The following is a 24,781-nucleotide window of genomic DNA, read 5'->3' on the forward strand; positions in this document are numbered from 1 at the left end:
GCCGTCCGTCAGCCGTGGCGCTCCTGGCCCGTGAAGAGGGCCCGGTGGAGCATGGCGCGGACGCGGGCGTTCAACTCCTCGCGATGGACGACGTCGTTGTCCGCCATCGCTCCCGCCGCCATCGGGAACGTCAGCATCAGGTCCTCGACCTCGACGTCCGGACGGACGAGTCCGGCCGCACGGCCGCGCTCGAAGTGGGGCTGGAACGCCGCGACGGTCCTGCTGGAGAGGCGGGTCAGCCAGGTGACGTCCGCGCCGGACAGGATGTGCGCGAGGGTCCGGTTGTCGCGCTGCATGTCGAGCACGAAGTCGAGGAGACGTACGACGGCGTCCGGGCGCTCGCCCAGTCCCGCGGAGTGCTGCTCGATGCGCGTGACGTTGTCCTCGTAGACCGTCGCCGCGAGTTCCTGCCGGGTGGGGAAGTTGCGGTAGATCGTGGTCCGGCTGACCTCGGCGGCGCGGGCGATCTCCTCGAAGGCGACGTCGGGGCCGTGCTCGGCGAACGCCTTGCGGGCGGCGGTCAGCAGCCGCTCCCGGTTGCGGGCGGCGTCTCGCCGTTTCGTGCGCTGAGCCTCTTCTGACATGCGTCGCAGACTACTGGTCATTATCCGTACACCACTGTACGTTTCTTGGAACGTGGCACTCGGCTTGAAGGAGATCGTTGATGGAAGGCCTCAACAACAAGGTCGTCGTCCTCGCAGGTGCGGGTGGGCTCGCCACCGCGACGGCGAAGTTCCTGGGTGCGGGCGGCGCCACGATCGTGGTGAGCGACGTCGTGGAGGCCTCGGCCGAGGCCACGTTGCGGGCCGCTCGGGACGCCGGCGGAGACGGCGTCGCGATGGTCGTCGACATCTCGGACGAGGGGCAGGTCAAGAACCAGATCGACCGGACGGTGAAGGAGTACGGGCGGATCGACGGGCTTTTCAACGTGGCCGCCAACATCCATCCCGACGAGGTCGCCAAGGACACGAACGTCGTCGACATCGACCTCGCGGCCTGGCAGCGCACGATCGACGTCAACCTGACGGGCTACCTGCTGACCCTCAAGCACGCCCTGCCCCACATGATCGCGAGCGGCGGCGGATCCGTGGTGAACACCCTGTCCGGCGCGGTCTACGCCGGTATGGCGGACAAGGTCGCGTACTCGGTGACGAAGGCCGGCATCGGCGCGCTGACCCGCCATGTCGCGCGCAAGTACGGCAAGGACGGCATCCGCGCCAACGGCATCGCCCCTGGCCTGGTGATGACGGAGGCGACGAAGCTGAACCTCCCCGAGGAGTTCCGCGACATGATCCTCACGGGGACGCCGGCGCCACGCCATGGAGAGCCCCGGGACATCGGCGCCACCGTCGCATTCCTGCTCTCCGACCTCTCGGAATGGACCACCGGCCAGATCCTGTGCGTCGACGGCGGCACCACCATGCGCGTCTAGAGCCGCTCACAGCACGGGAAGGGTCACCTCGACCTCCCGGTAGTCGTAGGGGGAGGCAGCTGAGGGAACGGGGAGGGTCTCCCCGTTCCCTCAGCTGCTGCTACGGGATCTCCAACTCCCGTGCCTCGCGGCGCAGATCGTCGGCGTCCTCGGCGAGCAGCCAGCCCTCGCCGATGAGTTGGTCCAGGCGCTGCTCGAAGCGCTGGAGGTAGTCGGCGGAGTCCCGGTACAGCTCCCGCAGCTTCGCCGCGTCGAACGGCTCGTCGCTGCCGACCGTCAGATGGCTGGAAGTGCCGTCCGGATTGGTCGGGTTGGGTCGGTAGGTGGAGTGCGGTACGTCCAACTGGGCGGTGCGCACCCCGCCTTGGGTGTTGCCGTGCTCATCCTTGGTGAAGTAGCCGTCGGGGCCCACCTCCAGGCGGTCGGCGCGGGGCGGCACCGTGCCGTTCGCCACCCACTCGACCAGGTGGTGCAGGCCCATGTTGAACAGTTCGAAGTGGGGCAGGCTGTTCATCCTGGGGCCGAAGGTGACGTCGTCGTCCGGGAAGTTGGCCTTCCACAGCGACACGTCGTTGTACGGCGCGTAGCGGGTGCCCATGTGGGGGATGCCGGCGAGTTCGTAGAGACGGAACCGGTCGCCGGGCTTGTCGCTGTCCTCGCGCCGGTACCTGCGGCCCTCGTGGCCGGGGACGAACGAGTAGTCGGGGACGGAGACGTCTCCGTCGCTCATGACCTGCACGATCGGCACGTCGACGTCGTGGAAGGGGGCGAGAGGGAAGCCCGACGGGAAGAAGCCGTCGTAGACGGGCGAGCCGTCGGCCAGGCGCCGCACGTCGTGGGTGTCGCCGATGTAGGCAGTGGTGACCCAGCCGGTCTGCGAGTGTCCGACGAGGAGGACCTGGGCCGGCTCGGTGCCCGCGAACGGTCCCGCGGGCGATCGGAGGGCGGCTCCGACCTGGGCGAGGATCGCGCTCGTCGCGCGGTTCCGGCGTTTCAGCTCGCCGAAGAACACCTTCGACGCCTCGCGGTCGCCGAGGTTCGCGTTCATGTCGAAGTCCGCGCTGTCGGGCCCCTCGATGTGCAGGGACTCGTAGCGCCGCGGGGCGGAGGCCTTCACATGCAGGTCAAGGGTGGTCTTCTGCGCGGTGATCTCGACCCACGCGTGCCCCGACCGCAGGATGTAGGGCGCGCTGTAGATCCAGATCGGCGCGATCCCGTGGACGTGCAGCGGCTCGGCGATCACGGTGCCGCTGAAACGCGCCCCGTCCCGGGGGCGTCGTACGAGCACCGTCGTCGCGTAGGCGTGCCCGTCCTCCTCACCGGTGGCGATCCACTCCTCCTCGACGTAGTCGTAGGTGTCGAGGGAGGGGACGTGGGTGCTGTAGGGGGAGAACGGCGGCGAGTCGCCGTCCGGCGATCGGCGCATTACGGCGGGAACTACGGCTTCCATAACGCTCCTTGACGGTTCGTCAGCGGGGGATGATCGGGAGGATCAGGCGGGAGGGGCGCAGTTCGTCGTGGAAGACGCGCTGGATCGCCGGGACCGTCTTGTCCGTGGTGGCGTGGGTGATGCGCTCACCCGTGTTCGGGTTCAGGTCGAAGGTGGGGAACTCGCTGGAGGAGATGTCGAGTCGGATGCTGTGTCCGGCCTTGAAGACGGTGCTCGTCGACCAGAGGCTGATCTCGTAGCGGTACGGTGTCCCCGGCGTCCGGGGTTCCTTCACGCCGTGGCCCGTGCGGACGACGCCCTGGCAGACGGGGACGGCGCTGCCGTCGGGGAAGACGTCGATCAGCTTCGCCGTGAAGTCGGTGTTCTCCACGGACGACGACGCCCACAGCTCCAGCTTCACCGGACCCGTGACCTCGACCTCGGCCTCCAGCGGGGGAGTCGAGTAGACGAGCACGTCGGATCGGCCGGCCACCACTTCGAGGTCGACGGGGTCGTTGTACGTCGCGCCCGTCCGGAGCGAGCCGGGCACCGGGTCGCTGGGGTCGTACACGTACCGGTCCGGCTGTTCATCGGCGGGCGCCTGGGTCGACAGGCTCCGGACGTCGTCGGCGTGGAGGTAGTACGGGGTCCACAGCGTCCGGGCCAGCGGCCACTCCTGCTCCTCGCGCCAGACGTTGTCGCCCATCACGTACAGCCGGACCGGCGGCTCCTCCCGCTGGTAGTGCGGGAGTTCGCCCTTGAGGTGGTGGGCGAAGAACCGCATGACCGGGGCGTCGGGGCCGAAGTCGACGAACATTCCGGCGTTCTGGTCGGCGTCGGGCCGGATCTGTACGCAGTTGTGGTTCCAGGGCCCGACGACCAGGCGCTGTGTCTCGCGGGTCCGCTCGGTGGCGCCGTCGTGGGCCAGGGCGGTGTAGGCGTCCAGGTTGCCCTTGGCGAAGAAGTCGTACCAGCCGGCCAGATGGAAGACCGGCAGGTCGATGTCGTCGGCGTGGGCGGCGGCGCTGATCCGCCGCCAGTACGGGTCGTTGCCGTCGTCGTGGTCGCAGTGGTCGCGGAACCACGGTGCCAGCTCCCGCAGTTGCTCGACGTCCCGCAGCGGGCGGTGGCCGAGCATGCCGCGGGTGTCCTCCATCTCCAGCCGGATCAGCTCGGCGAGCTTCGCCGGGTCACCGAGGCCCCGCTCGTCCATGATCCGGCCGGCGGCGGCGAATCCGGGCAGCGGCGACGGCACGCCCCGGCGATCGGCCTCCTCCGTGGTCATGAGACCGCTCCAGCTCAGCGCGAGGCCGAGGTGGAGCACGCCGGGTGCGTAGTACCAGGTGCTCTCGCTCCAGTCCCAACTGCACGTGAACGGAGCGAGCGCGGCCAGGTGGGGCGGCCGGGCGATGGCGGCGGCCCACTGCGAGAAGCCGCTGTAGGACATGCCCCACATGCCGACCTTGCCGTTCGACCACGGCTGGGCCGCCGCCCACTCGACCGCGTCGTAGCCGTCCTCCACATCGGGTACGAAGGGATAGAACTCGCCCTCGGAGCCGAACCGGCCCCGACAGCTCTGCACGATCACGGCATAGCCCTGGCGGGCGATGGTCTGCGCGAACATCGCCGAGATGCCGTCGCGGGGGGTGTACGGGTAGCGCTGGAGCAGCACCGGGTGGGGGCCGGGTCCGGCCGGTCGGAAGATGTCCGTGCGCAGGCGGACGCCGTCGCGCATCGGGACCATCACGTCGTTCTCGACTACGAGTTCAGCGGTGTCGGCCACATCAGCCATGTCTCTGTGCCCTTTCACGTCGATCCGTGGTGTGCGGTCAGCGCAGGGCGCTGCCGATGCTGATCCCGCCGTCCACGTCCAGGACCACGCCCGTCACGTACCGGGCCGCCTCCGAACACAGATAGGAAGCGGCCTCGGCGATGTCCGTGGGGTCGCCGATGTGCCCCATGGGCACCCGGGCGGCGAGCTTGGCGCGGCCGGCGGCGTTCATCGAGGCCAGCATCGGGGTGTCGATGAGGCCGGGCGCGATCGCGTTCGACGTCACGCCGTGCGGGGCGCCCTCGAGGGCGATCGTGCGGGCCATGCCCACCACACCGGCCTTCGCGGCCGCGTAGTTGACCTGCCCGAAGTTGCCACGCCAGGACATGGAGGAGAAGGACAGGATCCGGCCGTAGCCCTGCCGTTTCATCTGCGGGAACACCGCCCGGCAGCAGTGGAACATGCCCCGCAGGCTGACATCGACGACGGCGTCCCACTCGTCGTCGGTCATCCGCTCCAGGCGGTTGTCCCGGATCACCCCGGCGTTGTTGACGAGGACGTCCGCGCGGCCGAAGGCAGACACCGTGCCGGCCACCCATTCGTCGACCTGCCCGGCGTCGGCCACGTCCACGACCGACGTGCGCACGTCGACACCGCCGCACTGTTCGGCGGTCTCCTTCACCGAGGCGTCGTTGACATCGCACAACGCCAACCGGGCGCCCTCGGAGGCGAATCGGAGGGCCATGGCACGGCCCAGGCCCTGCCCGGCCCCGGTGATCAGGACGACTTGGTCTGCATAGCGTCGCACGGTGCTACCTCACGGCTCGCTGGTCGAAGAAATGGGTGAGCTTGGCGGCGATGTCCTGCTCGCGCCAGTGCTCGGCGAACACGTCCAGTTCCTGCAACAGGGCCTCCGGGACACCAGGGTCGGCGAGCAACCGCTTCAACCAGGCCTGGCCGGGCGGCAGTCCCGTGAAGGACCGCGCCACGGCCGTGACGGAGGCCTCGAACTCCTCTTCCTCGGCGACGACTTGGACGAAGCCGCTGGGCACGAAGTGCTCTGCAGGCAGCAGTTCACCGGTGAGCACCAGGCGCCGGGCCAGTGGCTCGCCGACCTTGCGGGGCAGCCGTACGCTCGAACCGGCCCCGGGCAGCAGGCCGTTGCGGATGTGCCCGTCGCCGATGACCGTGCCCGCCCGGGCCACGACCGCGTCGCAGGCGAGCGCCAACTCCAGGCCGCCGGCGACCACATGGCCGTGCACGGCGGCGATGACGGGCTTCGGCGCGACCTCCAGCCGGGTGAAGCATTCGGAGACCGTGCCGAGGAACGCCAGTGGATCGCCGCCCGTGCGGGCCAGTTCCAGCAGATGGCGCAGATCGGCTCCGGCGCAGAAGCTCGGGCCGTTCCCGGAGATCACCACGGCTTCGGTGTCAGGGTCGCGCATCGCGTCCGCGACGGCGGCGTCGAGGGACTCGATCAGGTCCGGGTTGATCGAGTTCCGGCTCTCGGGCCGGTTGAGCCGGATCCGGCGGACGGCGCCGGTCTGCTCGGTGAGTACCGCTGTGGTCACGCGTGGGCCCCTGGGTCGGTCTGGCGCTGCTGACGCAGCACGAATCGCTGGATCTTTCCGCTGGGCGTCTTCGGCAGGTGGTCGGCGAAGTGCACCGTGCGGGGGTAGGCATGGGCGGCGAAGCGCTTCTTCACCAACTGCTGAAGTTCGACGGCCAGCGCGTCGGAGGCGTCCACGCCGTCCTGGAGCACGACGAAGGCCTCCAGGACCTCGCCGCGGACCTCGTCGGGTGCCGCGATCACCGCGCACTCGACGACCGAGGGGTGGGTGACCAGGACGGACTCGACATCGAAGGGGCCGATGCGGTAGCCGGCCATGATGATCACGTCGTCGTCGCGCGAGGAGAAGTGGAAGTAGCCCTCCTCGTCCACCCGGCCGACGTCACCGGTGTAGTACCAGCGGCCGTCGGGGCTGAACTTCTCCGCGCTCTTCACCGGATCGCCCTCGTACCCCCGGAACCAGGCCAGCGGACTCGCCGCGAGATCGGCGGCGATCCGGCCGACCGTGCCGACCGGCGCGATCTCGTCCCGGTCCTCGTACAGGACGTGCAGGCTCCACCCGGGCATCGGATGGCCCATGGACCCCGGTCGCACCGGGTGTCGTAGCGCCGGGAGCTGGTGGTTGTTGATCAGCATGCCCGCCTCGGTCTGCCCGTAGTGGTCATGCACCTGGATGCCGAACGTCTCCTCGGCCCAGGCGTTGACCTCGGGCGTCAGCGGTTCACCCGCACTGGACGCGCAGCGCAGCGCGAGACCGTCCGGCACCGGGACACCGGAGGCGCGCAGCGACCGGTAGACGGTGGGGGCGGCGGCGAAGTTGGTGACCTTGAGGTCGTCCATCACCCGCCAGGTCAGCTCGGCGGAGAACCCGGAGTGCAGCAGCACGCTGGGTGCCCCCAGGCTCAGCGAGGCGATCACGCCGAAGTAGAGCCCGTAGGCCCAGCCGGGGTCGGCGGCGTTCCAGAAGACGTCGTCCCCGGTCACCCCGCAGCCGAACTCGGCGTAGAGCCGGAAGCCCGCGATCGCCGCGGTGGGCACGACGACGCCCTTGGGGCGGCCCGTCGTACCGGACGTGAAGATGTGCACGAGCGGCGCGTCCCCGCCCAGGGCGGCGGCGGGCAGGCCGGGCGTGTGGGCGTCGAGCAGCTCGGCGAAGCGAAGATCACCGGGCTGGCCGGTACCGCCGCTGACGACGACGTGCCATTTCGCGTCGGCCGGGATGTCCTCGCCCGCTTCGAGCTTCGCCCGCTGCGTCTCGTCGCAGATGACGACCTTGGCGTCACTGGCCAGCAGCCGCAGGGCGATGGCCGGGGGCGCGAAGGCGGTGAACAGCGGCACCGTCACCGCGCCGAGCCGCCAGGTCGCGAGCAGCGCGACGAGGTAGTCGGCGCTCTTGCCCATCAGTGTCGCCACCCGGTCGCCCGGGCCGACGCCGAGGTCGGCCAGGGCGGCGGCGAACCGCTCGGACTCCGTCTTCAGCCGGCCGTACGTGAGCACGGTGGCCGACAGGTCCGGCTCCACGACGGTGTAGGCGACGGCGTCGGACGGATGCCCGTCGCAGAGCAGGTGGGCGACGCTCGCGTGCGGGTCGCTGTAGAGGGTGACCAGCTCTTGGACCCGGTCGAGCGGGTCGGCGGCAGAGCGGGGATCGGAGAGGGCCATCGTTTGCCTCATAACGGAACGACGAAGGCGACCTTCGATGTGCGGGTACGATTTCGCGTACGTTAGTACTCTGTGAAGTATTCATCAAGGGTGTGAGCGGCGACGACCCTGATGAGTGTGTGTACGGCGTGGTGGAGGCGCCGCCCGCCGGTCAGCGAGCGGTTTTGGAGACCGCCCCGAGGACGAGATCGCTCAGCTCGACGAAGGCGTCCCCCGAGGACAGACCCGTCGAGACGAGCAGCTCACGGCTGTGGATGCCGTCGATCAGCAGCCCCACGGACCGGCTGACGAACTCGGCGTGCACCGCGCGGAAGTCGCCCGACTCCACGCCCGCGTGGATCATCCCGCGCACCCGGCTCGTCGCGGCCAGCGAGTTGACCGTGTAGATCTCCCGGGTCAGATCGTCGTCGAGCATGTCCTCGTAGCAGGCGACCGACATACGGCGCATCTGGTGGCCCACGGCCGCGAGATACGTGGCGATCTGCTGGGCCGGGTCCGCGACCTCGGAGACCTCCTTCTCCACCCGCTCCGCCGCGTCGTGGAAGAAGCTCTTGAGAGCGGTCGCCACGAGGTGGTGGCGGTTGGAGGAGATCGCGTACAGCGTGGACTTCGAGCACTGGAGTCGGGCGGCGAGCGTGTCGACGGTCAGCCCGGCGAAGCCCTCCGCCAGGACGATCGCCTGGAGCCGCCCCAGCAGCTCCGCCCGCCGGTCGTCGTCGAGACGCTTGCGCCCGGTGCCGGCCGCACGCCGACCGGTCCGCGAGCCGGTCCGCGCGGCAGCGCCACTCCCCACCGGGGACGAACTGTTCGGGTACGACGTCATGCCTCATCGTACTGTGAGGCCCCGAAGCCATGATCGAGGACGACGGACTCACCCCACGCCCGGTGTCGCGTAGGCGAGCCCGTGGCCGTACTCGAACACGGGGTCCGTTCCGTCGCTCGGCACGTCGGACCGCTGGCGTTCCACGTCGGCCATCGAGCGGGGCAGCTGGAACGGCAGCCTGCCCTCGGGGGCTCGCCGGCCGAACAGTACGTCGAGCAGCGGGCCGTCGCCCGCGCCGTAGTTCCCGACCAGAGCGGCCGCCGCGTCGGCGATCTCGGGAATCACGGCGGGGCGTTCCAGGTAGATGTCGACGACGGTGGGCGCCTTCGCGCACACGTCGAGGACGGGGGCGAGTTCGTCCGCGTCGAAGGCGAGGCGGCCGGCGTGGAAGTACCGCTCCAGGGGGCCGGTGCGCTCGTCGTAGGGGGTGCGCAGCCGCAGGATCGCCACGTCGGCCTCCTCGGGGGCGGCCACGACGGTGCCGTACTCGGCGGCGGTTTTGGGGTCGACGCCCTCGACGTAGACGCGGGTGCCTTCGGCGAGCGGGAGCATGGCGTCGGTGTTCTTGAGGAGAGTGAGGGAACGGCTCTGGGCGCTCCGTCCGGCCTGAGCCGCCCCCACCGTACCGACGATCGAAGCGGCGGCGTCGACATCCACGAACGGGTTCTCGAACAGGCCGAGGACGAACTTCTCGCGCAGCAGGCGCCGTACGGAGGTGTCGATACGTTCCTCGGACACCTTGCCCGTGCGGACCAGGTCGACGACCAGGTCGGGGGAGGACTCGCCGCCGAACTGGTCGCAGCCGGCCTCGATGACCTTCAACGTCCGCTCGGACGGGGTGAGTTGCTCGACGCCCCAGGCCCGGGCCGCTCCGTAGACCGTGTCGTTGAGCAGGCTCCAGTCGGTGCACACGATGCCGTCGAAGCCGAGTCTCTCGCGCAGCAGGCCGGTGATCACGCCCTGGTTGAAGCCGAAGCCGACGGCCTCCATGTCGGTGTCCACCGGCATGCCGTAGTAGGGCATCATCTGCGAGGTGCCGGCCTCCAGGGCCTTGAGGAAGGGTGCGAGGTGGAGGTCGAACATCCCGCCGGGATAGACCTGTTCGCGTCCGTGCGGGAAGTGAGGGTCCTCGCCGTCCTTCTGCGGTCCGCCGCCAGGGAAGTGCTTGGTCATCGCCGCGACCGAGTGCGGGCCGAGGGCCTCGCCCTGAAGCCCCTTGATGTAGGCGGCGGCCAGCCGGCCGGTGAGGTCCGCGTTCTCGCCGAAGGTGCCGCTGGTCCGTGACCAGCGCGGCTCGGTGGCCAGGTCGATCTGCGGGTGCAGGGCGACCCGGATACCGACGGCGAGGTATTCGCGCCGTACCAGTTCGGCGAATTGACGCACTGTCACCTCGTCACCGATCGCGGCGAGGCCGGTCGTCTCCGGGAACTGGGCGAAGCCCCGTGCCGTCGCCGACATGGCCCAGTTCTCGGTGAAGTGATGGCGCGGGTCACTGGACAGGGTCACGGGGATGCCGAGGCGGGTGGACAGCGCGACCTGCTGTGCCTTGTTGTGCCAGGCCGCGATCTCCTCGGGTTCGGCGGCGCCGACCAGGTTGAAGTGGTTCATGTGCCGGTTCTCGACCATGTCGCGCACCAGCTCGCCCCACTGCATCCGCGCTGCGTCCTCGACGAACTCGCCGGCGGGGCCCATGACGCCCTGGCTGTGGAACATCAGCCCGGCCTTCTCCTCCAGCGTCATCCGGCCGAGAAGGTCCTCGACGCGCTCCGGGACCGGGAGGGACGGGTTTTCGTACGGGGCCGTCGCGCCCCCGCGGAAGCGGTTGCGGGGTGAGACGGCGGCCGGGCTTGTGCGGGTCAATTACCTGTCTCCTTCACGGTCGTTCGGCTGTCTCGTCCAGCCGCAGTCAGTCGCAGCACGCTTCCTTCTCCGTTCGCCGACAGGAGGAGGGAGCCGTCCGGGCCCACGGCCAGTCCGGCGAACTGGCGCGGCGGACCGGCGGGAGGCGAGACCGGCCCCGGGTGGGGGCGGGTGATTCCCGGGGGCAGGCCGACCGCCAGGTCCTCGGCCTCGATGCGGCCCTCCCCGGTGGTGAGGGAGATCGCCCGTAATCGGCGGTGCTCGACCTCGATGGCGAACAGTTCGTCGTCGAGTACCGCGAGCCCCTGGGGCGCGCCGAGTCCGTCCGCGAAGGTCACCGCCTCGCCGTCGTCGATGCGGAGGATCGCACCGAGCCGGTCGTCGCTGACGTAGCAGGTCGCACGGTGGTCGAAGGTCACGTCCACGGGGTGGGTGAGTCCCTCGGCGAGCACCGTCAGGGTGTCGGTCTCGTCGATCCGTAGGACCCGGCCCGCGCCGGACTCGGCGACGACGAGCGAACCGTCCGGTGCGACGGCGAGTCCGCCGGGCTCGTTCAGGCCGGTCGCGCGCACCCGTACGGTGTCGTGTGCGGGGTCCTCGGTGCGCACCTCGCCGAACTGCGAAGTCATGTGCAGGAGCCCGCCGTCCGCGGTGACGGCGTGGACGAAGGGCATCAACGCCGGGGTGGCTCCGCCGGGTTGGTCCGTGGGGGAGCCGGTCAGCCGGGCCAGGCGGTAGTGGTCGGCCGCGTGGACCGTACCGCCGAGGTCGACGGTGATCCCGTAGGGTCCGTCGAGGCCGCGCGGCACGATCTCGCGGATCCTGCCGTCGGCGTGCATCTCCGTGACTCCGCCGCTGGCGAAGCTGGAGACGTACATACGGTTCTCCGCGTCGAAGGCCGCGTTGTCGAGACCCGCTACGCCGGAGGTGACGACCGACCGGTCACCGGTGGCGAGGTCGACACGGGTCACGATGCCGGCGATGCCCCGGGACAGGACGGTCAGGGTGCCTCCCTGGTCGAAGCGGACCGCGACCGGGTCGTGCACGTCCGTCGCGAACAGCTCGGGTGTGCCGCCGTCCGGGGGGATGCGCCAGACCTGGGCGTCCATCATGTGCGGGTAGTACAGGTAGCCGTCCGGGCCGAGTTGCATGGCGTTGCCGAAGGCCAGCCCGTCGGTCAGGACGACCGGGTCGCCGCCGTCCGGGAACAGCTCCAGCAACTGGCCGTTCATCGCCATCTCGTTGACGAAGAGACGGTCCCCGATGCAGGTGATGCCGTTCGGTGCCCGGAGCGAGTCGGAGACCAGGCTGTAGTCGCCCGACGGGCTACGGCGCCACACCCGGCCCGGCGTCAGATCGGTGATGTACATCGAGCCGTCCGCGCCGAAGGCGAGGTCGTCCGGCGCCTGGACAGGACTGTCGAGTTCCACCACGACTTCGACGTCGGCGGACGCGGGGTCCACGGCGCTGATCTGCCCGGCGAGGAACTGGGCCACGTACAGCCGGCCGTCGGGACCGAACGTGACACCGTTGGCGCCCCACAGGCGGTTGGGCGGGTTGAGCCTGCGCACGTCGAAGCGCTCGCTCGTCGGCCGCCGCAGGCCGGTGTAGTCGAAGCGACTGCGATACATCAACGCTGCCTGGTCCGTGGGTGGTTGACCGGAGCGGCCGGGCGGGTCATCCGACGACGACCTCGTCCGTGCCGCCCTCCGCGCGCCAGCGCCTGAGCAGTTCGTGGAAGGCGACAGGACCGTCGCCGAACGTCTCGCTGCGCTGCCTGGGCATGCCCTCGTTGTTGTAGTAGCCGGGCGTGCACTCGGCCTGGAACTTGTGCAGGCTGTGCGCCTTCTCATGGATCGTGGTGACCCAGGCGGCCTCGGCGTCGACACTCGGCTCGACATGGCGGGCCTGGCGTTTGTGGGCCTCGGCGAGGACCGCGGCGACATGGACGGCCTGCTCGTCGAGGATGTGGACGTAGTTCACGGAAGCGGCGTTCTGCACCGGGCCGAGATGGAAGAGGTTGGGGAAGCCGTGGCTGTACAGGCCGTGGAGCGTCCTCGGCCCGTCCTTCCACCGCTCGGCGAAGGTGACACCGTCCCGGCCGCGGACCTGGAGTTCGCCGGACAGGATCCCCGAGACACCCACCTCGAAACCGGTGGCGAGGACGACACAGTCGACCTCGTACTCGGTGCCGCCGACGACCAGCGCGTTCTCCGTGACGCGCTGCACGCCGCCGTGGTCGGCCGTGTCCACCAGGGTGACGTTCGGCCGGTTGAAGGTCTGTAAGTAGGTGTCGCTGAACGTGGGCCGCTTGCACATGTAGCGGTACCAGGGCTTCAGCGCCTCGGCTGTGGCCGGGTCGTCGACCAGGTCGTCCACGCGGGCGCGCAGTTCGTTCATCTTCTGGAAGTCGGCCAGTTCGCCGAGGCGTTCGCGCTCCTCGGCCGGGAGGTGGGCGTAGCTGTCGGTCGGGACGAGGTTCTGCAACAGCCTGGCGCTCGCGGTCCAGCCGTCGTTCACCAGGTCCCGCTCCACCTGACCGCCGCTGACGAGCGAGAGGAAGTTGTCCCTGCGGCGCCGCGACCAGCCGGGGGTCAAGGACTGCGCCCACGCCGGGTCCGTACGGCGGTTGGCGCGTACGTCGACCGAGGACGGGGTGCGCTGGAAGACGTACAACTCCCGTGCGTCGCGGCCGAGATGGGGCACGATCTGGACGGCGGTCGCGCCGGTGCCGATGACGGCCACGCGCTTGTCGGCCAGCTTGTGGAGGCCCCCGTCCGCGTCACCGCCGGTGTAGGCGTAGTCCCAGCGGCTCGTGTGGAACATGTGCCCCTTGAACGTCTCGATGCCGGGGATGCCGGGAAGCTTGGGCAGGCTGAGCGTGCCGCTGGACACCACGACATGGCGGGCCCGCATCCGGTCGCCGCGGTCGGTGGAGACGATCCACTCCGACTCGTCCTCGTCCCACCGCAGTTCGGTCGCCCGGGTCCCGAAACAGGCGTCGCGGTAGAGGTCGAAGTGCCGGCCGATGGCCCGGGCGTGCTGCCGGATCTCCTCGCCCGGCGCGTACCGCCACGTCGGGACGTGGCCGATCTCTTCGAGCAGCGGCATGTAGACGTACGACTCGATGTCGCAGTGCACGCCCGGATAGCGGTTCCAGTACCAGGTACCGCCGAAGTCGGCGGCCAGCTCGATCATCCGGATGTCCTGCACGCCGGCCTGCCGCAGCCGGGCACCGGCGAGCAGACCGCCGAAGCCACCGCCGATGACGGCCACCTCGACCCGGTCGTCCAGCGGCTCGCGGGTCGACTCGGGGTCCGCGTACGGGTCTTGGGCGTATGTCTCCAACTCGCCTGTGACACGCCGGTATTGGCCGGAGCCGTCGGGGCGGATCCGACGGTCGCGTTCTCTCCGGTACCGGGCGCGCAGGGCTTCCGGGTCGAAACCGAGCTGGTCCTGTGCTGCGGGGGCGGGCGGCTGGTGGGGGGTGAGCATGGGGCCTCTCTGCTGTCCGTGGGGGTGGCTGTCAGCGGGCCGTGCCATCTGGCGCCCGGGCGCTACTCGCCGGTGCTCGACGGCTTGCGTCCGTTGAGCGGCAGCCAACGTTGCCGCAGTGCGTGGGCGGCCGCCTTGGGGTGCCGTTCGCGGGTGAAGATTCCCTTCTTGTTGCCGCCGACACGGTGGATGCCGTTCGATGTCTGGAAGTCGGCGAAGTTCCACACGTGTTCGCCGATGAAGCCGTCGATGCGGTCGAAGGCGCGGTGGTTCGCCTCCAGGTAGGCGAGCTGGTACTCCTCCGTCCACGGCGCGTCCCAGACCGAGTGCAGTCCCGGCAGGGTGTCCGCCCCGTACTCGCTCACCATGATCGGCTTGCCGAACTTCTCGGCTCAGCCGCGCAGATCGCCCTCCAGGTACATCTCCGCGGTGGCCAGGTCGCCCGTGGCGATGTACCAGCCGTAGTAGCGGTTGATGCACAGCACGTCGAAGAGGTCGGCGATACGGTCGTTCTCGTGCGTCGCGAACATCACCGCCGCATAGGTCACCGGGCGCGTGGGGTCGAGCTTGCGGGTCAGCTCGACGAGTGGCTCGAAGTATTCGCGTGCGCCTTCCTCGTTGGAGGACGGCTCGTTGGCGATGCACCACATCACGACGCTGGGGTGGTTCTTGTCGCGGGCGATCAGTTCCCGGATCGCCTGCGCGTGCGCCGCGCGGGTGTCGTCGCCGAACGTCTCGTCGGAGAACGTGGGCCGGGGCGGGGTGCCCAACAGCCCGCTCTCGACAGCCAGGTTGAGACCGACGGCCGCGGTCTCGTCGATGACGACGATGCCGTGCCGGTCGGCGAACTCCATGACCTCTTCGGCGTACGGATAGTGCGAGGTGCGGAAGGAGTTGGCGCCGATCCACTCCATCAGCTGGAAGTCGTGCACGAGGTAGGCGTCGTCGTGCCCCTTGCCGCGCACGGGCGTGTCCTCGTGCTTGCCGAAGCCGGTGAAGTAGAACGGCTCCCCGTTGATGAGGAACCGGTTCCCGCGCACCTCGACCGTGCGCACCCCGAACGGTTCGCCGAAGGTGTCCACGACCTCGCCGTCCTTGTCCAGGACGTCGACGACGAGGTCGTAGAGGTACGCCGCACCCGGCCGCCACAGGGTCACGTCGTCGATCCGCAGCGTGCCGTTCGGCCCTTCCCCGGCGGCGACCTGGATACCGCCGGCGTCGAGCGCGCGGACCCGGACCGTGGCCGGCACGTTCGTCTCGACGGAGTAGTCGACGGTCCCGGTCGTGCCGTCGAGGCCGGTGACGACGGTGATGTCGTCGACGTGGACCGCGGGCCTGCTGTACAGCCACACCGATCGGGCCAGGCCCGCGTAGTTGTAGAAGTCGTGCAGGTACGTCTGCTTGCGCCGGCCGTCCTGGGAGACGGTGATCGTGCCCGGCGGCATCGTGACGTCGGTCAGCTCGTTGTTGACGCCGATCGTGAGCCTGAACTCCCCGCCGGGCCGCACGTGTTCGGTGATGTCGGCCTCGAACGGCGTGTAGCCGCCCATGTGTCGGGCGACCAGCACGTCGTCGACGTACACCTTCCCCTCGTGCGTGGCCGCGTCCACCCGCAGCACGACCCGCTCGCCCGCCCAGCCGCGCGGCACCCGCACCGGCCGCTGGTACCACACCCAGCCGACGTGGTCGCGGATCGCGCTGTCGGTGAACAGGTCGTTGTAGCTGGCCGGTACGGGTGCCTCCAGCGGTGTGTCGAGCGGGCCGGTCCAGGGCTCGGCACCGGCTGTCGGGGCGACGGCGAACCGCCAGAGCCCGTCGAGGTTCACCAGTTCGCGGGTGGCGGTGGGGCGGGGCTTGAGCATCGAGGGTTCTCCTACGCGCTGTTGTCGGGGGCCCGGTGGACAGCGGGCCGACGGGCGGGTGTGGCGTGCGCCGTCAGTCGGACTGCTCCAGCGTCAGGCGCCACTCCCACGCGTACTCGCTGCCCGTGAGCCGGTGGCGCGGATGGGTGTCGGGGCCGAGGACCGCCGTGCCGAGGCCGCGATGCGCGATGTCGAGGTGCACCACGGTGTTGTCGCTCGGCGGGAGTTCCCACCAGTGCTCTGCCGCCTCGATCTCGCTCACCCGGTACCGGCCCACGTTCATGTGCAGTGGCGTCGGGTGGGTGGTGCGGACCGTGCCGGCGGGGCCGGTCAGGGTCAGTGCGGTGACCTCGCCGCGGGTGCCGTTCTCCTGCGGGAGGAGGTAGGGCACGGCCAGGTCGTCGATGGGGCTCTCCCAGGCGCCGAGCAGGGCCGACGCCCGCCGGTCGGGGTAGTTCTCCCACGGCCCGAGACCGACCCAGCCCGCGTCCTCGAACCCGTCGACGAGTTCGAACTCCATGCCGACGCGCAGCCCGTCCCGTGTGCCCTCCGGCAGGGTCACCTGCTCGGCGAGGACCCAGTCGCCGTCGGCGAGCGCCGTGATGGTCCGCCGGTGGGTGACCTCGTCGCCGAAGGCGGCCTCGTAGCGGGTGGTGACGACGGCTCCGTCGCCGGTCTCCTTGACCTCGACGTCGACGGGCGTGAGCTGGAAGAAGCCGGAGCGGACGAACCGGTTGTCGAGCGAGAACGACTTGTCGTGGCAGGTCAGCGCCCGCCACAGGCTGAGCTGCGGGGAGCGGCGCAGCAGCGGGTGGACCAGGTCGCCCTCGCCGTCGACGGACAGCACGGGCCTGCGCGCCGGGGCGGCGGGGAGCCGTACGGGCGCCTGCGGGAAGGTGACCTGCTCGGCCGCGACCTCGGTGCCCGCCGGCGCCCACAGGGCGTCCTCGCGGGTGCGCACGGTCAGGGTCAGCGCGAGCGCGGGTCCGGCGGCGAGCAACTGCCGTATGCGATCAGGGATGTTGATGGTGCCTTCGGCGCCCGCGGCCACCTCCGGTGTCGGGACGGACACCGCGCCTGCCGGACCGGTCGGCGTCTCGACACGCAGTTCCAGCGTGTACGTGCCGAGGTCCGCGAACGACTGGCGGTTGCGGATCCGGAGCGTTCCGGCCCGCGCCTTCTCGGCGTCCGAGACGACCCGGACCGGGCTGAACAGGCCGCGGGCCTCGAACAGCGCCGGCTTCGGGGTGAGGTCGGGGAAGACCACGCCGTTGACGAGCATCGGCCCGTTGTGGGTCTCGTCGCCGAAGTCGCCGCCGTAGCGCAGCCTTCCGTCGCCGTCCCGGTCCAGGGAGTGGTCCGTGAACTGCCAGATGAAGCCGCCCTGGAGACCGGGCAGCGACTCGAACAGCTCCCAGTAGTCGGAGAGTCCGCCCGTGCCGTTGCCCATCGAGAACGCGTACTCGCAGGTGATCAGCGGTCGGTCGGCGCGCGGGTCGGCGGAGTAGCCGGTGAGGCTGGCGAGGGCCGGATACATTGGGCAGAGGATGTCGCTCACGGCGTGTCCGGAGTGCCAGTCGGTGGAGATCGCGCCCTCGTAGTGCAGGGGCCGGGTCGGATCGAAGCGGCGTATCCAGCCGGCCGCCGCGTCGTGGGCCGAGCCGTAGCCGGTCTCGTTGCCCAGGGACCAGGAGATCACCGAGGGGTGGTTGCGGTCGCGCAGCACCATCCGGGAGACGCGCTCGACGATCTCGGACAGGTAGGCGGGGTCGTCGGCGATCGTGGAGGCGAACGCGTGGCCTTCGACATCCGCCTCGTCGATGACGTAGAGCCCCAACTCGTCGCACAGGTCGAGGACCTGGGGGTCGTTCGGGTAGTGCGAGGTGCGGATGGCATTCACGTTGAACCGCTTGAGCAGGGACAGCTCCGCCAGGTGCCGTTCGCGGGACATGACCCGCCCGGTCTTCGGGTCGACGTCGTGGCGGGCGACGCCCTGGATCAGGATCCGCTTCCCGTTGACGAGCAGGTCACGCCCCTCGACGCGTACCCGGCGGAAGCCGACCCGGACACGGGCCTCGTCGGCGACACTCCCGTCCGGTGCCACGAGGTGGACGACGAGGTCTTCGAGGCGCGGGACCTCCGCCGACCAGGGCGTGACGGGCAGGTCGGAGAGGGAGAAGGCCGCACGACCGGCCGGCGCCGCCGGTTCCGGCAGCTTCGTCATGGTCGCCGGGATCGCGCGGAACTCCGGGGGGACGGGCGCGCCGGCCGCGTTGATGCTGAGCAGGTCCATGAAGTCGTCGGGCAGCAGCGGCTCGGGCCGCACCGATCTGTCCAGGGACGGCAGCGGGAGGGTGCGGGTGCCGAGGCGGGGGGAGACCGGCAGCCGGACCGAGCGGTCGAGCACCTCGATCCGCACCGACCAGCCGCCGACGTCGTAGAGGTGGTCAAGTCCCGTCGTGGACACGTCCACCTGAAGGTCGCCGCGTCCCGTCTCCGGGTCGTAGTCGGCCACGGCGGACACGTCGGCCAGCGCGATGTCCGGCACGGTGTAGAGGTGGACCGGGCGGGTCAGCCCCGACTGCCACCAGTGGTCCTGGTCCTCCAGATAGCTGGCCGAGGACCACTTGGCGACCCGCAGGTCGATCCGGTTCGTCCCGGGCACGACGGCCTCGGTGATGTCGAACTCGGCGGCCAGGTGCGAGTCCGAACTGCTGCCCACCGAACGGTCGTTGACGACCACGCGCAACAGACCCGAGGCGGCGCCGACATGGAGGACCGTGCGGCGCCCGGGCACGGGAGCCAGCTGGATCACCCGCCGGTAGACACCCGTCGGATTGTGCGCGGGCACCTGCGGGGGCACCTCGTCGAACGGCATCGGCACGTTCGTGTAGTGCGGCACGTCCCCGTCCGCGAGGTCCTCCTGCATCGTCCACAGACTCGGGACCTGGACCTTCTTCCAGACCAGGCCGAGCGGCGAGGTGGGCGTCGGCAGCAGCTGGAAGTCCCAGGCGCCGTCGAGTTCGATGTCGGGGACGCGGCGCAGCGCACGCATCGGCAGCCGTCCGACGGAGTGCAGCCCGGAGGCGTCCCAGGGTCCCGTCGCGTTCTCGGTCGTCGTCATGCGGACTGCTCCTTCAATGCCTTGCCGCCGCTGCGGGAGACGTCTCCCAGCCAGCCGAGGCTCGGCTTCGGGTGTCGTTCGAACGTTTCGCGGTCGACGGCGATCAGTCCGAACGTGGGCTCCCAGTGGCCCCATTCGTAGTTGTCGAGGGCGCTCCAGTGGAGGTAGCCGCGGACGTCGATGCCGTCGTCGACGGCCGCGACCAGGTGTCGCAGGGCCTCACCCGTGTACGCGATCCGCTGGGTGTCGTCGGCGGTGGCGATGCCGTTCTCCGTGACGAGGACCGGGACATGGTCGGTCGTCTCCCAGGCGTGCCGGACCGCGATACCGATCGCGTCGGGCCGGTACGCGTTCCCCGTCAACGTGCTGTCGGGGCCCAGGGGATGGGGCACGATGCCGTTCTCGTCGACGGCCTGGCTGGAGTACGACTGCACCCCGATGAAGTCGTCGCCGCGAGCCGCTTCGAGGTACAGGTCCTCGCGCACGTACCGCACTTCACGGAGCTTCTCCTCGTTGCCCGGCGTCGGGGTCAGCGCCTGACAGGCCACCGTCCACCCGGACTTGGCGTCGGTGCGCGCCTTGAGGATGTCGCGAGCGGCCTGGTGCGCCTCGGCCAGCCGGCGCCCGATCTTCGGGTCGGGGGAGGGCAGTACCGGACGCGCGGCACCCTCGACGGTGGGGCTCATCCACTTGTCGGCCTCGTCCTCCGACGGTGCCTGCTGTGCCTGGCCCATCATCGCCATCAGGGCGAGCATGTTGGGTTCGTTGATGGTGCAGACCCACTCGACGCCGTCGAGGATGCGGGTGGCCGTCTCGACGTAGGACCGGAAGCGGTCGATCGCACGGTCCTCCAGCCAGCCGCCGTCCTCGGTGAACCAGCGCGGGTTGGTGAAGTGGTGCAGCGTGACGACCGGGGTGAGGCCAAGGTCCACGGCGGTGTCGATCATCCGCCGATAGTGGGCGAGTTCGGCCAGGGAGACATGTCCCTCGGCCGGCTCGATGCGGGCCCACTCGATCCCGAAGCGGTAGGAGTTGAGGCCCGCGTCGGCGAGGAGTCGCATGTCCTCGGCGTAGCGGTGGTAGCTGTCGATCGCGTCGCCGCTGCGCGCCATGCCGGGCATGTTCGGCTCGTGCGCCCACCAGTCGCTGTTGACGTTGTTGCCCTCGATCTGGTGCGGGGCGGTCGATGCTCCCCAGAGGAAGCCGGGAATGAGTTCGGTCACCGTCGAGATCCTTGCTGGAGACGGGAGGGGAGGCCGCGGCTCGCAGGAGGGGAGCGGCGGCGAGAGTTCCACGCTAACATCGAAATTCGAATCGCGATACTATTTTCACGACAGGCCGCCTCCGGTCGGCCTCTTCGCGATGGCCGACAATGGGGCCGCCGGTTCCGTCCGTGTTCCGTCGAGGGGAGAGAGTGCATGAGTGCCACCACCGGCCGTGGGCCGTACGCGAAGTCGGCCGAGGTGCGCCGGCGCATCCTGGAAGCCTGCGTGGACGCCTTCGGCGAGACCGGCTTCCACGGCGCCACGATGAAGGACATCGCGAAGCGCGCCGGCATCAGCCACACCGGGCTGCTCCACCACTTCGCGCGCAAGGAGGACCTGCTCATCGCGGTGCTGGAGCTGTGCGACGAACGCAGCGCCGACTTCCTGAAGTCCGCCGACGCGATCGACCCGGCGGAGCATCCCGTCGAGGCGCTCCGGGGCATGCTCACGGTTGTCGTCGGCAGCGAACTGCAGCCGGGAATCATGGAACTGCATTGCGTCCTCTCCGGCGAGGCGACCTCTCCCGAGCACCCCGCCCACACGTACTTCGCCCAGCGCTATCGCAGCGTCCGCCGCTTCTACACCGAGGCCTACACAGCGCTCGCGGCACGCGGCGAACTGCGCTCGGAGGCGGACCCGGAGGCCCTCGCGGCGACGACGCTCGCCCTTATCAACGGCCTTCAGGTCCAGTGGCTCTTCGACCGGGAGTCGGTCAAGGTGGAGTCCGTCATCCGCGACTTCCTGGTCTCCGTCGCCCCGGGGCTGGCCCGATGAGCGTCTCCGTCGGCGTGCTCGGCGTCGCCCGCATCGTGCAGTCGGCGCTCCTGGAGCCGGCCGCCGACCTCGACGGCGTCGAGGTGACCGCCATCGCCGCCCGCGAGCACGGGCGGGCCGTCGCGTTCGCGCGCGAACACGGCATCCCGAGGGCGCTCCGCTCCTACGACGAGATCGTCGACGACCCCGCTGTCGACGCGGTGTACGTCCCGACGCCTGCCGCTTTGCACGGGCACTGGACGCGACGCGCCATCGCGGCCGGCAAGCACGTCCTGTGCGAGAAGCCGTTCACGGCGAACGCCGAGGAGGCCGAGGCGATCACGGAACTCGCCGAGTCGAGCGGGCTCGTCGTGATGGAGGCGTTCCACTCGCGATACCACCCGATGTGGACGCGGATGAGCCGGCTCATCGACTCCGGGGTGCTCGGCCGACTCGGCACGGCCCGGGCGGAGTTCACCGTGCCGCATGCCGACACCACCGACATCCGGTGGCAGCCGGACCTCGGCGGCGGCGCCTTGATGGACCTCGGTTGCTACCCGGTGCGGCTGCTGCGCCACCTGTTCGGCGAACCCGAGGTGACCGGGGCGCAGATCCGTGACATCGACGGCGTCGACGCCTCGACGACAGCGCAACTCACCTTCGCGGGAGGGGTGTCGGGCGAGGTCGTCGCCGACATGGGGCCGGGCGACGGCCACGCCGCCGAGCTCCACGTCAGAGGTTCGGCGGGCACCCTGCATGTGCGCATGCCCTACCACCCCTACCTGTACGGGGAGTTGACGCTCACGACGGAGTCGGGCGTCGTCGTCGAACAGGGTGACCCGCGCACGACCTACTCCTTCCAGCTGGAGGCGTTCCGCGACGCCGTGATCGACGGGGGCCCGAACCCGACGGACGCGCGGGAGGCGACGGCGACGATGCGGGTGATCGACGCGATCTATCGGGCCGGGGGTCTGCGACCGCGAACGCCTCTGGTTCCGTAAGGGAGTCGACGCGACCGTGACGGAGGCCGGACCGGCCGCCGTCCGGACGTCGTGGCCCCGTCCGTGATCAGGCCGCATCGGCCCGCGCAACCCGCTCGGCGTCCGCCTCGGCCAGGCGCCGCCGCTCGGTCCGCCGTCGCTCCTGCTCCACCGGATCCGCGACCGGCGCGGCGAGCAACAGCCGCTGTGTATAAGGGTGTTCGGGAGTAGAGGTGACGACGCCGGCGGGACCGGTCTCCACGATCTCGCCCTGGTAGACCACGCTCACCCGGTGGCTCACATGCCGTACGACCCCGAGGTCGTGCGAGACGAAGAGGTACGCGACCCCGGTGCGCCGCTGGATGTCGATGAACAGGTCGAGCACCCGGGCCTGCGTGGACAGGTCGAGTGCGGAGACGGGCTCGTCGCACACGATCAGCTTCGGCTCGGGGGCGAGCGCGCGGGCGATCGCGACGCGCTGGCGCTGTCCGCCGCTGAACTCGCCCGGCAGCCGCTCCGAGGCGTCCTCGGGGAGCCCCACCTGATCGAGCAGGTCACGCACCCGCGCCCGCGCGTCACGCGGCGTCGCTCCCTGGACCACCAGCGGCTCGCTGAGGATGTCACCGATGGTCAGGGACGGGTTGAGCGAGGTGTAGGGGTCCTGGAACACGACCTGGATGTCGCGCGCCAGAGCACGCCGTGCCCGGCCCGCCGTATGCGTGATGTCCTCGCCCGCGAACAGGACCCGTCCGCCGCTCGGCCTCACCAGGCCGAGCACGGCACGGCCGATGGTCGTCTTGCCGGAGCCGGACTCGCCGACGATCCCCAGGGTCTCGCCGTGACAGGCGGTCAGGGACACGCCGTGCAGGATCTCCACGGGGCGGGCCCGGAAGCCGCGCCCCGGGTAGGCCACGCGCAGGTCGCTCACGTCGAGCAGGGGAGTGGTCATGACGCCTTCTCCTCAAGGACCTCGGTCGTGCCTGTCGCGACCTGGACGGGTGCACCCGGGGGATCGGTCCGCAGACCGCTCTCGTCGAGGATGGAGCCCAGGAGCATCCGGGTGTACGGATGCCGTGGCGCTCCGAAGATCTCCCCGGCCTTCCCGATCTCGACGACCTCACCACGCTGCATGACCGCCACGCGGCTGCAACTGTCCGCCACCACCCCGAAGTTGTGAGTGACAAGCAGCACGGCCATGTTCAGCTGCTGCTGTATGTCCCGCAGGAGATCCAGGATCTCCGCCTGGACGGTCACGTCGAGCGCGGTCGTCGGCTCGTCGGCGATGAGCAGTCTCGGACTGCTCGCGACGGCGCCGGCGATCAGTACGCGCTGGGCCATGCCGCCGGAGATCTGGTGCGGGTAGGAGTCGAAGGTGCGCCTCGGGTCGGGGATGCCCACGCGGTCCAGCAGCGCGAGCACATGGGCTCGCGCGGCCTGCCGGGACATGTGCTGTGAGGCACGCAGTCCCTCCATGAGTTGCGAGCCCACGGTGAAGGAGGGGTCGAGGTTCGACATGGGTTCCTGCGGGACGTACGCCACCGACGTGCCGCGCAGGCCGCGCAGTTCTCCCTCGTTCAGGCCGAGGAGTTCGCGTCCGTCGAGCTTGATCGAGCCGCGGGTGACGACGGCCTCCGCCGGCAGTACGCCCAGGAGCGCGAACGCGGTCTGGGTCTTGCCGGAACCCGACTCCCCTACGAGGCCCAGGGTTTCCCCCGCGTCCAGGCTCAGCGACACACCGCTGACGACCTCCCGCAGTTCACCCGAGGGCGTGGGGTAGGCGATGGCGAGGTCTTCCACCCTCAGCAGATGCGCGGCGGGGGAGCCGACGGTGGTGTCGGCGCCGTTGGCGGTCCGGGGCCGGGCGGGCGTGGTGATCTTGGCCGGCTTCGGCCTGCCCCGGTCCAGGGCGTCGCGCAGCGAGTTGCCCAGCAGGACGAACGACGCGTTGATGACGCCGAGCATGAGGCTGGGCCAGATGAACTGCATCGGGGTCTCATAGAGGTTGGCGAAGCCCTCGGAGATCATCGCGCCGAAGCTGGGCACGGTGGTCGACCCGAGACCGAGGAACGCAAGCCCCGACTGCAGGCTGATGGACGATCCCATCAGGAACGCGGTCGCGATGATGATCGGCCCGCGGATCACGAACAGCACGTGCCGGCCGAGGATGCGCAGGTTCGTCAGGCCCGACACGCGCGCGGCGTCCACGAACAGCTCGTTCTTCACCCCGACGACGAGGTTGCGTACGAGGCGGAAGATGCCGGTGGACGACAGCACGCCGAAGATCAGCATGGTGGCCCGGTAGTCCCCGTCGGTCAGGGGGAGCAGGACGATCAGCAGAAGCAGACCCGGGAAGGTCATGACGAGGTTGAACACCCAGTCGGTGACGGTCCGTACCCGGCGGCCGAAGTATCCGCCGACGAGCCCCGCCGTGACGCCGATGGTGAGCGAGACGCTCGTGCCGATCAGGCCTGCGATCATGCTGGTGTTGATGGAGTGCAGCAGCCGGGAGAAGATGTCGCGGCCGCTCTGGTCGCCGCCGAGCAGGTAACCCGCCCTGCCGGGATCGGCGTTGATCGCGTCCAGCGAGGCCTGGTTCGGGCCGTGCGAGGTGAGCAGCGGGCTCAGCACGCCCAACAGCACGATGACGAGCAGCACTCCGGCCGTGATGAGGGCCTGCGGGTCCCGGAGGAGCTTGCGCAGCGGCGACGTGCGGCGCGGGGTGGTCGAACTCGCCATGGTCGCACGGTCGTTGGCG

The 24,781-nt window shown here is 70.1% G+C and carries 17 protein-coding genes and 1 pseudogene; 3 read left to right on the forward strand and 15 right to left on the reverse strand.

All coding sequences use genetic code 11. From position 1 onward, the window contains the following. Positions 1-8: 8 nt before the first annotated feature. The gene (locus ABZ725_RS45525; RefSeq protein ID WP_358808255.1) at positions 9-584 is read right to left on the reverse strand and encodes a helix-turn-helix domain-containing protein; all 576 of its coding nucleotides are present in this window, start codon (positions 582-584) and stop codon (positions 9-11) included. Positions 585-664: 80 nt separating this feature from the next. Between ABZ725_RS45525 and ABZ725_RS45530 the strand changes: the two genes are divergently transcribed. Next, on the forward strand, positions 665-1,432 hold the full coding sequence (locus ABZ725_RS45530; protein ID WP_358808256.1) for an SDR family NAD(P)-dependent oxidoreductase: 768 nt from the start codon (positions 665-667) through the stop codon (positions 1,430-1,432). Positions 1,433-1,532: 100 nt separating this feature from the next. Here the strand turns inward: ABZ725_RS45530 and ABZ725_RS45535 are convergent, their stop codons facing one another. The 12 genes and pseudogenes from ABZ725_RS45535 to ABZ725_RS45590 form a co-directional block, all read right to left on the reverse strand. Next, positions 1,533-2,882 carry an alpha/beta hydrolase domain-containing protein gene (locus tag ABZ725_RS45535; RefSeq protein WP_358808257.1) on the reverse strand — a complete coding sequence of 450 codons (1,350 nt, stop codon included), beginning with the start codon at positions 2,880-2,882 and terminating at the stop codon, positions 1,533-1,535. A gap of 19 nt (positions 2,883-2,901) precedes the next feature. Further along, positions 2,902-4,653, reverse strand: a complete 1,752-nt coding sequence (locus ABZ725_RS45540; RefSeq protein WP_358808258.1) for a CocE/NonD family hydrolase — start codon at positions 4,651-4,653, stop codon at positions 2,902-2,904. A 37-nt stretch (positions 4,654-4,690) separates the two neighbouring features. Beyond that, on the reverse strand, positions 4,691-5,440 hold the full coding sequence (locus tag ABZ725_RS45545) for an SDR family NAD(P)-dependent oxidoreductase (RefSeq protein WP_358808259.1): 750 nt from the start codon (positions 5,438-5,440) through the stop codon (positions 4,691-4,693). Between the two features lie 4 nt (positions 5,441-5,444). Next, positions 5,445-6,203 (reverse strand): enoyl-CoA hydratase/isomerase family protein, encoded by a 759-nt coding sequence (locus ABZ725_RS45550; RefSeq protein ID WP_358808260.1) that lies wholly within the window; start codon positions 6,201-6,203, stop codon positions 5,445-5,447. Continuing rightward, complete coding sequence (locus tag ABZ725_RS45555; protein WP_358808261.1) at positions 6,200-7,864, reverse strand: AMP-binding protein; 1,665 nt, start codon at positions 7,862-7,864, stop codon at positions 6,200-6,202. The genes ABZ725_RS45550 and ABZ725_RS45555 overlap by 4 nt, the downstream gene beginning before the upstream one ends. A gap of 151 nt (positions 7,865-8,015) precedes the next feature. Further along, positions 8,016-8,687: a TetR/AcrR family transcriptional regulator gene (locus ABZ725_RS45560; protein WP_358808262.1), complete on the reverse strand. Its 672-nt coding sequence runs from the start codon at positions 8,685-8,687 to the stop codon at positions 8,016-8,018. Positions 8,688-8,735: 48 nt separating this feature from the next. After that, on the reverse strand, positions 8,736-10,547 hold the full coding sequence (locus ABZ725_RS45565) for a glycoside hydrolase family 3 N-terminal domain-containing protein (RefSeq protein ID WP_358808263.1): 1,812 nt from the start codon (positions 10,545-10,547) through the stop codon (positions 8,736-8,738). Further along, positions 10,544-12,178 carry a hypothetical protein gene (locus ABZ725_RS45570; RefSeq protein ID WP_358808264.1) on the reverse strand — a complete coding sequence of 545 codons (1,635 nt, stop codon included), beginning with the start codon at positions 12,176-12,178 and terminating at the stop codon, positions 10,544-10,546. The genes ABZ725_RS45565 and ABZ725_RS45570 overlap by 4 nt, the downstream gene beginning before the upstream one ends. Positions 12,179-12,224: 46 nt before the next feature. Next, the gene (locus ABZ725_RS45575; RefSeq protein ID WP_358808265.1) at positions 12,225-14,042 is read right to left on the reverse strand and encodes an NAD(P)/FAD-dependent oxidoreductase; all 1,818 of its coding nucleotides are present in this window, start codon (positions 14,040-14,042) and stop codon (positions 12,225-12,227) included. Positions 14,043-14,104: 62 nt separating this feature from the next. Beyond that, positions 14,105-15,904: pseudogene (uidA, locus tag ABZ725_RS45580) on the reverse strand (beta-glucuronidase). A gap of 73 nt (positions 15,905-15,977) precedes the next feature. Further along, positions 15,978-19,028, reverse strand: coding sequence for a glycoside hydrolase family 2 TIM barrel-domain containing protein (locus tag ABZ725_RS45585; RefSeq protein WP_358808266.1), 3,051 nt, complete (start codon positions 19,026-19,028; stop codon positions 15,978-15,980). Then, positions 19,025-20,251: a family 1 glycosylhydrolase gene (locus ABZ725_RS45590; RefSeq protein WP_358808267.1), complete on the reverse strand. Its 1,227-nt coding sequence runs from the start codon at positions 20,249-20,251 to the stop codon at positions 19,025-19,027. The genes ABZ725_RS45585 and ABZ725_RS45590 overlap by 4 nt, the downstream gene beginning before the upstream one ends. A 195-nt stretch (positions 20,252-20,446) precedes the next feature. Between ABZ725_RS45590 and ABZ725_RS45595 the strand changes: the two genes are divergently transcribed. Both ABZ725_RS45595 and ABZ725_RS45600 read left to right on the forward strand, forming a co-directional pair. After that, the gene (locus tag ABZ725_RS45595) at positions 20,447-21,067 is read left to right on the forward strand and encodes a TetR/AcrR family transcriptional regulator (RefSeq protein ID WP_358808268.1); all 621 of its coding nucleotides are present in this window, start codon (positions 20,447-20,449) and stop codon (positions 21,065-21,067) included. After that, complete coding sequence (locus ABZ725_RS45600; protein ID WP_358808269.1) at positions 21,064-22,047, forward strand: Gfo/Idh/MocA family oxidoreductase; 984 nt, start codon at positions 21,064-21,066, stop codon at positions 22,045-22,047. The genes ABZ725_RS45595 and ABZ725_RS45600 overlap by 4 nt, the downstream gene beginning before the upstream one ends. A gap of 67 nt (positions 22,048-22,114) precedes the next feature. Here the strand turns inward: ABZ725_RS45600 and ABZ725_RS45605 are convergent, their stop codons facing one another. Next, on the reverse strand, positions 22,115-22,975 hold the full coding sequence (locus ABZ725_RS45605) for an ATP-binding cassette domain-containing protein (protein WP_358808270.1): 861 nt from the start codon (positions 22,973-22,975) through the stop codon (positions 22,115-22,117). Next, entirely contained in the window at positions 22,972-24,762 is a 1,791-nt protein-coding gene (locus ABZ725_RS45610) for a dipeptide/oligopeptide/nickel ABC transporter permease/ATP-binding protein (protein WP_358808271.1), read from the reverse strand. The genes ABZ725_RS45605 and ABZ725_RS45610 overlap by 4 nt, the downstream gene beginning before the upstream one ends. Positions 24,763-24,781 lie beyond the last annotated feature (19 nt).

It is taken from the genome of Streptomyces sp. NPDC006872 (genome assembly GCF_040635845.1).
Taxonomy (GTDB): Bacteria; Actinomycetota; Actinomycetes; order Streptomycetales; family Streptomycetaceae; genus Streptomyces.

Bases quoted from the DNA above. Each gene is read 5' to 3' on its own strand.
- ABZ725_RS45605 (WP_358808270.1), bottom strand. From the start codon at position 22,975: ATGACCACTCCCCTGCTCGACGTGAGCGACCTGCGCGTGGCCTACCCG.
- ABZ725_RS45610 (WP_358808271.1), bottom strand. From the start codon at position 24,762: ATGGCGAGTTCGACCACCCCGCGCCGCACGTCGCCGCTGCGCAAGCTC.
- ABZ725_RS45530 (WP_358808256.1), top strand. From the start codon at position 665: ATGGAAGGCCTCAACAACAAGGTCGTCGTCCTCGCAGGTGCGGGTGGG.
- ABZ725_RS45575 (WP_358808265.1), bottom strand. From the start codon at position 14,042: ATGCTCACCCCCCACCAGCCGCCCGCCCCCGCAGCACAGGACCAGCTC.
- ABZ725_RS45535 (WP_358808257.1), bottom strand. From the start codon at position 2,882: ATGGAAGCCGTAGTTCCCGCCGTAATGCGCCGATCGCCGGACGGCGAC.
- ABZ725_RS45585 (WP_358808266.1), bottom strand. From the start codon at position 19,028: ATGACGACGACCGAGAACGCGACGGGACCCTGGGACGCCTCCGGGCTG.
- ABZ725_RS45600 (WP_358808269.1), top strand. From the start codon at position 21,064: ATGAGCGTCTCCGTCGGCGTGCTCGGCGTCGCCCGCATCGTGCAGTCG.
- ABZ725_RS45595 (WP_358808268.1), top strand. From the start codon at position 20,447: ATGAGTGCCACCACCGGCCGTGGGCCGTACGCGAAGTCGGCCGAGGTG.
- ABZ725_RS45555 (WP_358808261.1), bottom strand. From the start codon at position 7,864: ATGGCCCTCTCCGATCCCCGCTCTGCCGCCGACCCGCTCGACCGGGTC.
- ABZ725_RS45560 (WP_358808262.1), bottom strand. From the start codon at position 8,687: ATGACGTCGTACCCGAACAGTTCGTCCCCGGTGGGGAGTGGCGCTGCC.
- ABZ725_RS45540 (WP_358808258.1), bottom strand. From the start codon at position 4,653: ATGGCTGATGTGGCCGACACCGCTGAACTCGTAGTCGAGAACGACGTG.
- ABZ725_RS45525 (WP_358808255.1), bottom strand. From the start codon at position 584: ATGTCAGAAGAGGCTCAGCGCACGAAACGGCGAGACGCCGCCCGCAAC.
- ABZ725_RS45570 (WP_358808264.1), bottom strand. From the start codon at position 12,178: ATGTATCGCAGTCGCTTCGACTACACCGGCCTGCGGCGGCCGACGAGC.